General features: G+C 59.9%; 9 protein-coding genes. 5 read left to right on the top strand and 4 right to left on the bottom strand.

The window, feature by feature from the left end:
- Positions 1-505 precede the first annotated feature (505 nt).
- Positions 506-793, top strand: coding sequence for a GIY-YIG nuclease family protein (locus tag ABXR19_RS18720; RefSeq protein WP_354602682.1), 288 nt, complete (start codon positions 506-508; stop codon positions 791-793).
- Between the two features lie 419 nt (positions 794-1,212).
- Here ABXR19_RS18720 and epsL read toward each other — a convergent pair whose 3' ends face one another.
- Positions 1,213-2,424 (bottom strand): XrtB/PEP-CTERM-associated polysaccharide biosynthesis outer membrane protein EpsL, encoded by a 1,212-nt coding sequence (gene epsL, locus ABXR19_RS18715; protein ID WP_354602681.1) that lies wholly within the window; start codon positions 2,422-2,424, stop codon positions 1,213-1,215.
- 412 nt (positions 2,425-2,836) lie between these two features.
- Here epsL and ABXR19_RS18710 point away from each other — a divergent pair, with 412 nt between their 5' ends.
- Positions 2,837-4,243: an undecaprenyl-phosphate glucose phosphotransferase gene (locus ABXR19_RS18710; protein ID WP_354602680.1), complete on the top strand. Its 1,407-nt coding sequence runs from the start codon at positions 2,837-2,839 to the stop codon at positions 4,241-4,243.
- Positions 4,244-5,310: 1,067 nt separating this feature from the next.
- On the opposite strand, the gene ABXR19_RS18705 is transcribed toward ABXR19_RS18710, so the two are convergent.
- Both ABXR19_RS18705 and ABXR19_RS18700 read right to left on the bottom strand, forming a co-directional pair.
- Positions 5,311-5,826 carry a hypothetical protein gene (locus ABXR19_RS18705; RefSeq protein ID WP_354602679.1) on the bottom strand — a complete coding sequence of 172 codons (516 nt, stop codon included), beginning with the start codon at positions 5,824-5,826 and terminating at the stop codon, positions 5,311-5,313.
- A 373-nt stretch (positions 5,827-6,199) separates the two neighbouring features.
- On the bottom strand, positions 6,200-7,471 hold the full coding sequence (locus ABXR19_RS18700) for an O-acetylhomoserine aminocarboxypropyltransferase/cysteine synthase family protein (protein WP_354602678.1): 1,272 nt from the start codon (positions 7,469-7,471) through the stop codon (positions 6,200-6,202).
- 393 nt (positions 7,472-7,864) lie between these two features.
- On the opposite strand from ABXR19_RS18700, the gene moaA reads away from it, so the two are divergent.
- The 3 genes from moaA (at position 7,865) to ABXR19_RS18685 (ending at position 11,299) form a co-directional block, all read left to right on the top strand.
- Positions 7,865-8,941: a GTP 3',8-cyclase MoaA gene (moaA, locus tag ABXR19_RS18695; protein WP_435594342.1), complete on the top strand. Its 1,077-nt coding sequence runs from the start codon at positions 7,865-7,867 to the stop codon at positions 8,939-8,941.
- Positions 8,938-9,507, top strand: coding sequence for a molybdenum cofactor guanylyltransferase MobA (gene mobA / locus ABXR19_RS18690; RefSeq protein WP_354602676.1), 570 nt, complete (start codon positions 8,938-8,940; stop codon positions 9,505-9,507). Before moaA ends, mobA begins: the two co-directional genes overlap by 4 nt.
- Before the next feature lie 175 nt (positions 9,508-9,682).
- Positions 9,683-11,299, top strand: a complete 1,617-nt coding sequence (locus ABXR19_RS18685) for a methyl-accepting chemotaxis protein (protein WP_354602675.1) — start codon at positions 9,683-9,685, stop codon at positions 11,297-11,299.
- Here ABXR19_RS18685 and ABXR19_RS18680 read toward each other — a convergent pair.
- Positions 11,296-12,549, bottom strand: coding sequence for an MFS transporter (locus ABXR19_RS18680; protein ID WP_354602674.1), 1,254 nt, complete (start codon positions 12,547-12,549; stop codon positions 11,296-11,298). The genes ABXR19_RS18685 and ABXR19_RS18680 overlap by 4 nt on opposite strands.
- Positions 12,550-12,634 lie beyond the last annotated feature (85 nt).

Genomic DNA, 12,634 nt, shown 5'->3' with positions numbered 1-12,634 from the left:
TTGCCACCCGCAAGTCGGAGCAAGCCTAGCCTCCCCCGCCCCGTCATTCCGGACTTGATCCGGAATCCAGCGCCTTTTGCCACCCGCAAGTCGGAGCAAGCCTAGCCTCCCCGCCCCGTCATTCCGGACTCGATCCGGAATCCAGCGCCTTTCGCCACCCGCAAGTCGGAGCAAGCCTAGCCTCCCCGCCCCGTCATTCCGGACTTGATCCGGAATCCAGTGCCTTTTGCCACCCGCAAGTCGGAGCAAGCCTAGCCTCCCCCGCCCCGTCATTCCGGACTTGATCCGGAATCCAGCGCCTTTCGCTTTGGCCGTTTGCCGTCATTCCGGGGAACGTTTTTCCGGGCTTGAAGCGGAACTCGGCATCCAATACCCTTCGCTTTTGCCGTCATTCCGGACTCGATCCGGAATCCAGCGCCTTTCGCCACCCGTCTTCTGGATCCCATTCCGGATCGAGTCCGGAATGACGCCGTCCGGAATGACGGTTTGGGGGTAGCCTGCACCAATGAAACAGCCCTGCGTCTACATCATGGCCAGCCACCGCAACGGCACGCTCTACACAGGTGTTACGTCCAATATTGTCCAGCGGGTTTGGCAACACAAAAACAATCTAGTCGAAGGATTCACCAAACAGCATGACGTCCATATGTTGGTGTGGTTCGAACAGCACGAAACCATGCTTTCTGCCATCACTCGCGAAAAAACCTTAAAAGGATGGCTTCGTACTTGGAAGCTGGCACTGATCGAAGCCAACAATCCGCAATGGCGCGACCTGTACAACGACATTACCTGAGCCAAGCCCATCACAGCCTGCCCAGCACACGCCCCATCACCTCGTCATCCCGCACTCGACCGGGAGTCCAGCTCCCTTTGCTACCCGTCTTCTGGATTCCGGATCAAGTCCGGAATGACGAAATTGAAGGCTGGCGGTCAGCAATACCCCATCCTTGGCCACATCACTGCGGGCGACGTCATTCCCCTAGAAAGGCGAAAACCTGGAATCCAGCACCCTTCACTTTTGCCGTCATTCCGGACTTGATCCGGAATCCAGCGCCTTTCGCCACCCGTCCTCTGGATTCCGCTCCGGATCGAGTCCGGAATGACGCCGTCCGGAATGACGGTTTGGGGTAGCCTGCACCAATGAAACAGCCTGCCCACCAAACAAAACGGCCAGCATCGCTGCTGGCCGCTTTGGATCCTGACGCAAACGCCCTAGAACTTGTACTGGGCGTTTAGCACGGCAATCGTGTCGGTGAAGGAATACACATCGATGCTGGACAGGCGGCGCTCGTTACGCAGTGACAAGCGGGTTGAGAGCTTGTCGGTAATGGCGTAGCTGCCGCCAATACCGGTCGTGTAAACGGTATCGCGACGCTCGTCTTCACCGGTGGATGCTGCCAGGCCGACCGTCTGGTAGCCGGAGAATACACGGCGCTGATAGCCGAGGTTGGCGTCAAAGCCCAGCTTGGAAGTGGCTTGCCAGGTTTGCTTGAGGCTGATGCCATTGGTACGGGCATACGAACCCCAACCGTCGCCGGCGGCACCGACATCACGCGACAGGCGAAGGTTGGTGGAGCTCACGATGGTCGGACGCCAGATGTAGCCAACGTAGCCGGACCAGCCGCTGAAATCGGAGCTCTGCAGATCTTCGTGGCTGCTGCGCACGCGGGCCGCACTGGCTTCGAGCGAGGAAATCTGGTTCGGCGACCACAGACCGGTAACGCGCACTTCGCGCTGCACATAGTCGTAATTGGTGGCGCCGCCAACCCGTTCGTAATCGACGGACGACTCGCGATAGCGGGATTCGATGTAATTCTTGCTGCCGCGCGGGGCGTAGCGCACACCTGCGTCAAAGGCGCGGATGTCGCTGTTGCCGGCCTGGCGATCAGAGGCGCTGTTTTCGTCGTGGCCTTGCGTTACGCTGCCGACGCCAACCCAGTCACCGGCGATGCGCAGCAGAACGTCGCCGCCATAGCGCTCGGAGCTGAGCATGTTGCGTTTGTAGTACCCGGTGAGGTCTGCGTAGTTATTCAGCAGATTGGAGCGGCTGTAGTAAACACCCGCCTCGCTATCGGAGCCGAAACCCAGGCGATAACCCAGCGTGCCCTGGTAGCCGGTATTATTGAGGAAGTCAAAATCCTGATACTGGGATTGGGTGACGCTGCCATTGCCGTAGAACCGCTGACGACCAATCACTTTGTTCAGCTCCGCGCCGACGGAAGCCGACCAGATCGAGTCGTCGCGATGATCCTGTCCGGTTGGCTTGCGATCACTGCCAATACGGAAGACGTTGCTATCGTAGGAGTAGCCTGCAGAAGCGGTCAGCGTGAGCAGATCACCCTCACCAGCGACTGCGCCAGCGGACCAGATCGCGGCCAGCAACACGGCGATGGTTGAACAACGAGCAGGAAATTTGGATGGCATGGATGAACCTTGCTTTTTATGACTTTTGACGCCTTGCGCCGTGTCGCTACCTGCAACAAACCAGGCAACCCCCGTATGACATAAGCGCCGAATGTAGCAGAAAAGAATGTCTTCTTTGAGGGGGTTTTGATGAATTCGGCGCTTTTCGCGGACATAAATCACAGTCGACACGAAATAAACATATCACTCAGCGACACTGGCAGCTGCTGCGCTATCCTGCGCGCTGACGGAATTCACGAATGGTGTGCTGCGCCAGTCACGGACAGTACCCGCACGCCCGCTCCTGCGAGCTTTACGCGGAATCCAGTGTCCTTCGCTACCTGCTTTCTGGACTCTACTTAAAGCCCGGAATAGCGTTTTTTCTGGCCGATTCATCAAACAAGAAGCGCACCACAAGTACTTGAGTCTGAGAATGCTTGCAAATCTGGAACGACAAAAATTCGGCAGCATGCTGCGCGCGCGCCTGACGCTGACCAGTGCCATCGAGATGTTTCTCGATCCGCTCGTAGCCGTGGGCTGCCTGCTGGGTGTGGGTTTGTATTACGGCGAGACGCTGGATGCGCAATACCTGATCCTGTCGCTGCTGGTGTTTTCGCTGACCTTCCCCGGCAGCCTGAAGCTTCTGGATGCGCCACGCCGCATCGCCCGCACAGCCGTGATGAACTGGACCGCGCTAGCTGGGCTGCTGCTGGTATTCGGCTACGCGACAGGCTACGAACGTTTCTTCCCGGACTGCGTGATCTTCGGCTGGGTCGGCAGCACTTATGTCGTGCTGCTGGTCAGCCAGCTGAGCCTGCGCTACGCACTGCCGCAATTACTGGCAAATCGCGAAACGGCTACAGCGGTAATCGTGGGCGCCAACCCCCTTGGTGGCATTCTGGCGCTGCAACTGGATGCAGCCCGCCACAGTGGAATCCGCTTTCTGGGTTATTTTGATGATCGCAGCCCGGAGCGCCTGAGTAACGCCAAGGGCGAAGTGCCCGCGCCGCTGCTGGGCAAGCTGAACGAGCTGAGTGCCTATATCAAGGCACACCGGGTTGACCATGTTTATCTGGCACTGCCGATGGCGACCCAGCCGCGCATCCTGAATCTGCTGGACGAGATGAAGGACACGACGGCCTCGATCTTCTTCGTGCCAGATATTTTCGTGACAGACCTGATCCAGGGCCGCATGGAGAGCATCAACGGCATGCCTGTGGTGGCCGTATGCGAGACGCCCTTTACCGGCCTGAACGGGGTGATCAAACGCACATCGGATATCGTCCTGTCGTCGCTGATCCTGTTGTTGATCTGGCCGATCATGCTGGTCTGCGCGCTGTGCGTGAAGCTCAGCTCGCCCGGCCCGATCATCTTCCGCCAGCGCCGCTACGGCCTGGATGGCCGCGAGATCGTGGTGTATAAATTCCGCTCGATGGGCGTGTGTGAGGATGGGGATGTAGTAACGCAGGCCACCAAAGATGACATGCGGGTGACGCGCTTCGGCGCCTTTGCGCGCAAGACTTCGCTGGACGAGCTGCCACAATTCATCAATGTGCTGCAGGGGCGCATGAGCATCGTCGGCCCGCGCCCGCACGCGGTGGCCCACAACGAGCTATATCGCACCCAGATCAAGGGTTACATGATCCGCCACAAGGTAAAACCCGGCATCACGGGCTGGGCGCAGGTGAATGGCTGCCGGGGCGAAACGGAAACCGTCGAAAAAATGGAACGCCGCATCGCCTTTGATCTTGAGTACCTGCGCAACTGGACCCTGAGCCTGGACCTTTGGATCATCGTCAAGACAGCCGGACAGGTGCTGCGCGGCAGCGAGGCGTATTAAGTCGCAAGTCGCAAGTCGCAAGTCGCAAGTCGCAAGTCGCAAGTCGCAAGTCGCAAGTCGCAAGTCGCAAGTCGCAAGTCGGGGCAAGCTTAGCCTCCCCTGCCCCGTCATTCCGGACTTGATCCACTGCTGTCCGTAATAAATTCCCGACCTCAAGAATGCGGCCCGAACATTCCCTCCTTTGCAAAAGGAGGGGCGGAAGAGGGGTTTCGCAAGGCATGCCTTGCGCCTCTGAAGCGGATCGGGTGTGCAAACCCGATCCTCCAGGGAGACGGTTTGATTGGTTGGAGCCTGCATGAAGTCTCACTGGCGGCAGCAAACCCAATCCCCCTCAATCCCCCTTTTGCAAAGGGGGAGGCTGTTTCGTCGCGCGCGAGCCGCACGCGCCCGAATCGAATCGTGTGGGCGTGAATATCGCGCAACCATTGCTCTAACTACTCTTACGGCCGACCTGCAGATTTATCACGGACAGTAGTGGGACTTGATCCGGAATCCAGTGTCTTTCGTCGTCATTCCCGGGGGATCATTTGATCGTTCCCACGCTCCGCGTGGGAATGCCGCCTGTAACGCTCTGCGTTGCCCTGCAGGACGCAGAGCCTCCCGAACCGCGCGCCCATGCCGAGCGTGGGTGCGATCAAGAAAACAATATCCCCCAGCTCGTCATTCCGGGCCTGACCCGGAGTCCAGCGCCCTTCGCTCTTTACCCTTCGCCCTTCGCCGTCATTCCGGAATGACGGAACAGGCGCGGTTTTTTCGACTTGCGACTTGCGACTTGCGACTTGCGACTTGCGACAAACCGCACAGACGCACGCATCCGGCGGCTCAAGCCGGATCAACAATCCTATCGAGAGATTTTGGGAGCAGGCTCTCAACTTTGAACCTGCAAACGCCTGCCAATCGTGGCTTCGGTCGGTGTTGCGGGGGTGAAACCTTGCGCTGGGATACCCAGGCCTCGAAAGCTTCTGATCGGCGTATTGCGGCGAATCTTCTGCTGCAACCCGATCTGTTCGGCGGCTATCCGCGCACTGCTTGCCAGACTGCAGCAAGCATTCCTGCAAAATTGAATTTCAGGGCCAGCGAAACCGCAGTTGGGCAGCGAAGGTTGCGGGCGTTTTGGTCATTTCAGGGATATACATCAACGCAATTTCTGCATACTTGGTCACCGCCACAAGCTCTGGCACCAACATCAGGTTGATGCCGTGCTGCTGCCCTGCGCGAATCCCATCCAGGTAACCTGATACCGCGCCGACAGTCACGCCAAAATTCACGCCGTTATCGCCCTCTCCGACCATGCGCCACTGAAATTCACGTCCGGCGTACACCGAATAGCGACGGTAACTGTTGTAGTAGCCACCCAGCACCCAACCGCCCTCGGCACGAATACCAATACCCCGATTGTGATCATTCAACTCTTCGTTGCCACCAACGTGCCTGGACTCGAAGCCGCTGATGACGGCCCAGGAAAGTTTTTCAGTGGAATTGACAATATTGCTGATGCTGGTGGAAATCATCCCGTCCTCTGCACAGGCCATTCCACTCGCCCCCAGCAATACCAAACCGAACAACCAGAATTTGCTTTTCATTTTCGACTCCAGGCTGTGATAACCCGGGCAAATCGCAAGCAGTCTCTGCATCACATTTCTTTAAACCCCTGCAAAGGAGATGAAACAGATGTCTGAAACCAAAGCACACTTACCCGGCAAAATCCGCCGCTCGGCGGGTCCAGAATCCGTCACCTTGAAACATGGCTTCTGGCAAGTGTGATTACGTCCTTGGCATCGCTTCGCTGAAGTACATAAATCCCCTCATTCCCTTATGGGACGGGGCTTTCCGGCTTGCAGGTAAGCTTTTCTTACATGCGCACAAAGCGGTTCTTACACAGTAAAAACCTGCCCGACAGACGAAAAAAAACACCGCCAGGGGGACGGTGTTTTACATGGCAGGAATTGCCGGTTTTCAGCAGGCGGAAAGGGCTTGTTCGAGGTCTTCGAGGATGTCGCTGATGTGCTCGATACCGATAGACAAGCGCACCATATCTTCTGACACACCGGCACGCTTCAACTCCTCGGCAGAAAGTTGACGATGGGTGGTTGAAGCCGGGTGACAGGCAAGAGATTTTGCGTCGCCGATGTTCACCAGACGGGTCACCAGCTTGAGCGCGTCCTGGAATTTCGCCCCGCCTTCGCGTCCGCCCTTCACGCCAAAGGTGAGTAGACCGGAGGCCTTGCCGCCGAAATACTGGTCCACCAGCCCCCGTGAAGGATGATCCGGCAGGCCGGCGTAATTGACCCAATTGGCTTTCGGATGCGCCTGCAGGAACTCAGCCACTTTCAAGGCGTTCTCACAGTGCCGATCCATGCGCAAGGCTAGGGTTTCCAGGCCTTGCAGGATCAGAAAGCTGTTGAAGGGGGAAATACACGCACCCATGTTGCGCAGGGGCACGGTGCGGGCGCGGCCGATGAAGGCGGCCGGGCCGAGGGCCTCGGTGTAGATCACGCCGTGGTAGCTCACTTCCGGCTCGTTCAAACGTCGGAAGCGCGCCTTGTGTTCAGCCCAGGGGAATTTGCCGCTATCGACGATGATGCCGCCAATGCTGGTGCCGTGGCCGCCCATGTACTTGGTCAGTGAATGCACGACGATGTCGGCACCATGCTCGATCGGGCGGGTCAGATAAGGGCTGGGAACGGTGTTGTCGACAATCAGCGGCAGGCCATTGGCGTGGGCCACGGCAGCGAAGGCAGCGAAATCCACCACGTTGCCGAGCGGATTGCCGATGGATTCGCAGAACACCGCCTTGGTGCGCGCATCGACCTTGGCGGCGACGCTGGCCGGATCGCTGGCGTCGACAAAACGGACCTCGATGCCGTATTGCGGCAGGGTGTGGGCGAACAGGTTGTAGGTGCCACCATACAGCGCGCTGGTGGCGATGATGTTGTCGCCGGCTTCGGCAATCGTCAGGATCGCGTAAGTGATCGCGGCCTGGCCGGACGCCAGTGCCAGCGCGCCGATACCGCCTTCGAGTGCGGCGACGCGCTGCTCCAGCACGTCGCTGGTCGGGTTCATGATGCGCGTGTAGATGTTGCCCTTGACCTTCAGGTCGAACAGATCGGCTCCGTGCTGGGTGTCGTCGAAGGAATAACTGGTGGTCTGGTAAATCGGTACGGCCACCGCCTTGGTGGTCGGATCAGGCGAATAGCCGGCATGAATGGCAAGGGTGTCGAAACGCATGGGAGCCTCCCGTGAAAAAAGGCTTCAATTTACCTGCACTCTCAAGGCGCTCATAGCGGAAATACCTCTATGCAAATAAGCAACTGATCCAGATCGTCCTTCCGGACTACGTCATTCCGGACTTTATCCGGAAGCCGGAATCCAGAAGATGGGGGCAAAAGGCGCTGGATTCCGGGTCAAAGCCCGGAATGACGGAAAATAGAATATGCGGTGTCCCGCAGAGCCGCCACCAGCTTGCCTCTAGCGACAGCCTGTCCGCACAGGCAAGCTGTGTGTGGCTCTGCAGACATGCCTTGAAAAACCCTGACCTGACGCCCGCGCCGGCAAAATTACCCCGCATCAAGGCATGCCCCTACGCCTCTGCGGTTTATTACAGGTTCCTGCGCAGCCATAATGCACACCATGACGGCCCCTGAAATCCGCATTCCTCTTTCTGCCCTGCGCCGCGCTGCCACGCCTGCGGCAAATGGCGTGCTGCTAGACCAGTTGGGCCGGCCGCTGCGCGATCTGCGCATCTCGGTGACGGACCGTTGCAACTTCCGCTGCACCTACTGCATGCCGCGTGACAAGTTCGGCCGCGAGCATGCCTTCCTGCCGCGCGAGGCGCTGCTCTCTTTCGAGGAAATCACGCGCATCGCCCGGGTGTTTACCGGGCAAGGCGTGCGCAAGATCCGTCTCACCGGCGGCGAGCCGCTGCTGCGCAAGCATCTGGATCGGCTGATCGCCATGCTGGCCGAAATCCCGGATCTGGAGCTGACCCTGACCACCAATGGGGCGCTGCTCGCCCGCCACGCCGCCAACCTGAAAGCCACCGGCCTGCATCGCGTCACGGTGAGTCTGGATGCGCTGGATGACGCGATTTTCAGGCGCATGAGCGATGCCGAATGTGGTGTCGGCGAAGTCCTCGCTGGCATCGATGCCGCGCAGGCCGCTGGCCTGCCGGTGAAGGTGAACATGGTGGTGCGGCGCGGCGTGAATGATCAGGAGATCCTGCCGCTGGTGCGCCATTTTCGCGGCAGCGGCCATACCTTGCGCTTCATCGAATATATGGACGTGGGCAGCAGCAACGGCTGGCGCATGGACGACGTGCTGACGGCGCGCGAGATCCTTGCCCGCATCCATGCCGAATATCCGCTGGAGGCCATCGGCCGCGATGTGCCCGGCGATGTCGCTGAGCGCTGGCGTTATGTGGATGGCGGCGGCGAAATCGGCGTGATCGCCTCGGTGACGCAGGCCTTCTGCCATGATTGCAGCCGCATGCGCCTGTCGCCAGAGGGCAAGCTGTTCACCTGCCTGTTCGCCAGCAGCGGCCACGATCTGCGCGCCCTGCTGCGCGAGGGCCGCGATGACGCAGCGCTGGCCGGCTGGATTGGCGGTGTGTGGCACGAGCGTGGCGACCGCTATTCGGAGCTGCGCGGCACGGCCAGCGCACCCGCGCAGAAGATCGAGATGAGTTACATCGGCGGATGAACAAGACGCGAAAACTCACCGGCGTGATCCTCGCCGGCGGCGCCAGTCGGCGCATGGGCGGGCAGGACAAGGGCCTCGTGCGGTTTCGCGAACGCCCGCTGGTGGCTTGGGTGATCGACGCGCTGGCGCCGCAGGTGGATGAAATCCTGATCATCGCCAATCGCAATCTGGATGCCTACCGCGCCTTCGGCCACCGCGTGATATCGGATCTGCGCCCGGACTTCCCCGGCCCGCTGGCCGGCTTCGAAGCTGCACTGACCCACGCCAGCCACGACTGGATACTGACCTGCCCGACAGACGCACCACTCTTGCCTGCCGAGTATGCCTGCCTGATGAGCCGCGCTGCGCTTGGATCTGCAGCCGTAGCCTTCGTAGACGCCCACTGGCAGCCGGTCTTCAGCCTGCTGCCGAAAACCGCCCTACCCAGTCTGAGTGCTGCCCTGGATACGGGCGAGCGCAAGGCACAGCGCTGGCTGGCCTCAATTGATCCCGTGCTGGTGACTCTGGATGAATACGCCGCGCAGCTGCGCGACGCGGATACGCCTGAAGACCTGACGGCGCTGTAGAGCCCTTCAAGACGCTTTCACAGGGCGTTCAATACAAACCAGTTTGCTCACATATACCTGACCCATCCGCACAACTTTAGAGCCAAGGCTAAAGCCCATAGTCCATCGACCGTTAATCCCTAGTTCACGGAGTGGTATTTCCACAAGAAAACCTGGACACTAAAGGACCGACATCATGAAACTATCCACTCGCCTGGGAATTGTGGTGGCCTGTAGCGTAATAGGCCTGCTCCTCATCGCAGCCTTGGGCCTGCAAAGCCTGCGTAGCAGCATGATGGCGGAACGCCACGCCCAGATCGACACTCTTCTGAAGCTGTCGGTCGGTATGGTTGATACCTTCTACAAACAGGAGCAAAGCGGCAAACTGAACCGTCAGGAAGCCCAAACACGTGCCGCCGAAGCCCTGCGCGGCCTTCAGTCTGGCTCCGATTACCTGTTCGCCCGCGACGACGGAGATGTGCTGATCGCCCATCCGGCAGCAGCTCGCGTCGGCAAGGTCGACAAAGGCAGCAAGCTACCGGACGGGCGTACCACGGTTGAGGTCTATCGCGACGGACTGGCCAAGCAGGGCAAGCTCGCTTTCGTCGAAATCCTCACCGCCAAACCCGGTGGCAAGCCCGAAGACGTGAGCCCGAAGCTAAATGGCGTGACCCGCTTCGAACCCTGGGGCTGGACGCTGGGCACCGGCTTCTTCCTGGACGACATCGACGCGGCCTATCGCCACTATGCCATCACCATGGCGATCGTCGGCCTCGTCATTCTGGCAATTACCGCGGGACTGTCGATCGTATTTTCCCGCCGCATCTACGGCCAGCTCGGAGGCGAGCCTGATTACGCGGCAGCAATGGTCAATGCTGTCGCCAAGGGTGATTTATCACAGCAACTGACGGCGGCGCCTGCAGGCAGCCTGATACATGCACTGGGTGACATGCAAAAGGAAATGAAAGATCTGATCTCGCAAATCCACGCTCAGTCTGAAGCGCTCAAACGAGCCGCCGGTGCAATCAACAACACCATGGAAGAAATCAGTACATCGTCGCAGCAGTCGTCCGACGCCACTTCGTCTACTGCCGCGTCAGTGGAAGAAATGGCTGTCAGTGTGGGCATGATTGCAGACAGCGCCCGCGATACAGAGACTCATTCGAGCCGCGCAGCAGAATTGGCCAAAGGCGGCACGACGCAGATAACGTCCGCCGCAGCGGAAATCCAGAAAGTCTCGGAGCAGATTGAGACCGCTTCAGCGCAAATCGCAGAGCTGGCTGAGCGCACCGGCCATATCGGCGGAATCGCCAATGTCATTAAGGAAATCGCAGCACAAACCAATCTGCTAGCCCTGAATGCCGCCATCGAAGCAGCCCGCGCCGGTGAGCAAGGACGCGGCTTCGCTGTGGTGGCTGACGAAGTACGCAAACTTGCCGAGCGCACGACAAAAGCTACGACCGAAATCAACGAAACCATTCTGGCCGTTCAAGCGAACACCAGCGCAGTCGTGATCAGTATGCAGGCCGTTGGGCCGCAGGTGGCACGCGGCGTATCGCTGGCGGATGCCGCTGCGCTGTCTTTGCGGGAAATCAGCAGCACAACGGACGCCACCCTGGAAAAGATTCATGATGTTGCGCACGCGACCTCTGAACAGAATCAGGCCAGCAACAACATCGCAGCCAACATCGAACGCATCGCCAACATGGTTGAAGAGTCCGAGCGATCCGTACGCGGCGCCAGCGAAGCCGTCGCCTCGCTCAGCCGCATGGCCAACGACATCAATGGTGCTTTGGCGCGTTTCCGCTATTAACCATTTTTTATTTTCTGGCAAGGCAGGATGCGAGCCGCACCCAGCGCCGTCAGCAGACACGCGAGGCCTATGCCGACAAACACCGGCGGCAGGCCGAAACGATCCGCCGCGTGACCAATCGCAATCGTGCCGAGCGGGCCCGGCAGGATGGTGGCGAAACGCATCGAGGTGACCATGCGCCCAAGCATGCCGTTGGGTGTCACGGCCAGACGCAGGCTCAGGTAATTGATCACATACAAGGTGCTGCCCGCGCTGAACACGAACAGCGCCGCACCCGCGGTCAGCGCGACGAAACGCCCATCCGCCTGCGGCAGCGCATAAAGCAGATAGCCCACGCCCGCCAGCGCCACGCCCGCGACCAGTGCATTGCGGATGCCGAAACGCCGCTCCATGAAGTGCGCCAGCGGTGCGCCCAGCAAGCCGCCGAGTGCGCCCAGCGTGTTGATCAGGCCGATAGAGGCCTCGCTCAGCCCCAGATTGCGCGCGGCATGCAGCACGTAGAGCGCCTTGAACGAATCCGACAACAGGATCCACACCCCCACTACGCCGACCAGCCCCCGCAGCATCGGCGTTTGCCACACCAGCAGCAGGCCTTCGCGCATCTGTGCGAGGAGCGAAGCGCCGGCATGCGGAGCAATCACCTCGCGCAAACGGATGCTGCCGATCAGCAACGCGGCAATCACGAAGCTGGCGGCGTCCACGCTCACCGCCAGCGGGGCGCCAACCCAGGCAATCAGCAAGGCAGCCAGCGCCGGGCCGCACACCTGCGCCACCGAACTTGATGCCGAGAGCTTGCTATTGGCGACAACGAGGCGCTCGCGCCCGACCAGCAACGTGACCAGCACCTGCGTGGCCGAGCCGCCGATGGCCTCGGTCGTCGAGACGATGAAACCGACGCCATACAGCAGGTACATGCTCAGAAAGCCGGCTTCATGGCCGATAGGCACCAGCATCAGGCCGGCAGCGGCGACGAAATTGAAGAGCACCGCCAGGCGTTTCTTGCTCGTGCGATCAATCCACACGCCAGCGGGCAAGCCGATGGTGATGAAGGGCAACAGCTCGCAAGCCGCCAGAATGCCCATCTCCGTGGCACTGGCATTCAGCAGGCTCACGGCGGTCAGCGGCAGCGCCATCATCGACACGGCGGTGCCCAGCGCCGACAAGGTGTTGGCGATGAACAGACGCAGGAACGCGACGTCGCGCCACAGCGAATCGGCCGGAATCGAAGAGAAAAGGAGGCGCTGCAACATGGGGGCGCGAGTTTGATGCGCGCCAGACAGCCGGTCAAGCCAGCCATGCGCAAATACGCCCGCGCAAAGCGCTTTCACCATCGCG

Source organism: Uliginosibacterium flavum (genome assembly GCF_040566545.1).
GTDB classification, from domain to species: Bacteria; Pseudomonadota; Gammaproteobacteria; order Burkholderiales; family Rhodocyclaceae; genus Uliginosibacterium; species Uliginosibacterium flavum.
The sequence above is the reverse complement of the archived record's forward strand: the minus strand, read 5'-3'. Positions and strand labels throughout refer to the sequence as shown.

Coding starts and splice junctions, on each gene's coding strand:
- ABXR19_RS18720 (WP_354602682.1), top strand. CDS start 506: ATGAAACAGCCCTGCGTCTACATCATGGCCAGCCACCGCAACGGCACG.
- epsL (WP_354602681.1), bottom strand. CDS start 2,424: ATGCCATCCAAATTTCCTGCTCGTTGTTCAACCATCGCCGTGTTGCTG.
- ABXR19_RS18710 (WP_354602680.1), top strand. CDS start 2,837: ATGCTTGCAAATCTGGAACGACAAAAATTCGGCAGCATGCTGCGCGCG.
- ABXR19_RS18705 (WP_354602679.1), bottom strand. CDS start 5,826: ATGAAAAGCAAATTCTGGTTGTTCGGTTTGGTATTGCTGGGGGCGAGT.
- ABXR19_RS18700 (WP_354602678.1), bottom strand. CDS start 7,471: ATGCGTTTCGACACCCTTGCCATTCATGCCGGCTATTCGCCTGATCCG.
- moaA (WP_435594342.1), top strand. CDS start 7,865: ATGCACACCATGACGGCCCCTGAAATCCGCATTCCTCTTTCTGCCCTG.
- mobA (WP_354602676.1), top strand. CDS start 8,938: ATGAACAAGACGCGAAAACTCACCGGCGTGATCCTCGCCGGCGGCGCC.
- ABXR19_RS18685 (WP_354602675.1), top strand. CDS start 9,683: ATGAAACTATCCACTCGCCTGGGAATTGTGGTGGCCTGTAGCGTAATA.
- ABXR19_RS18680 (WP_354602674.1), bottom strand. CDS start 12,549: ATGTTGCAGCGCCTCCTTTTCTCTTCGATTCCGGCCGATTCGCTGTGG.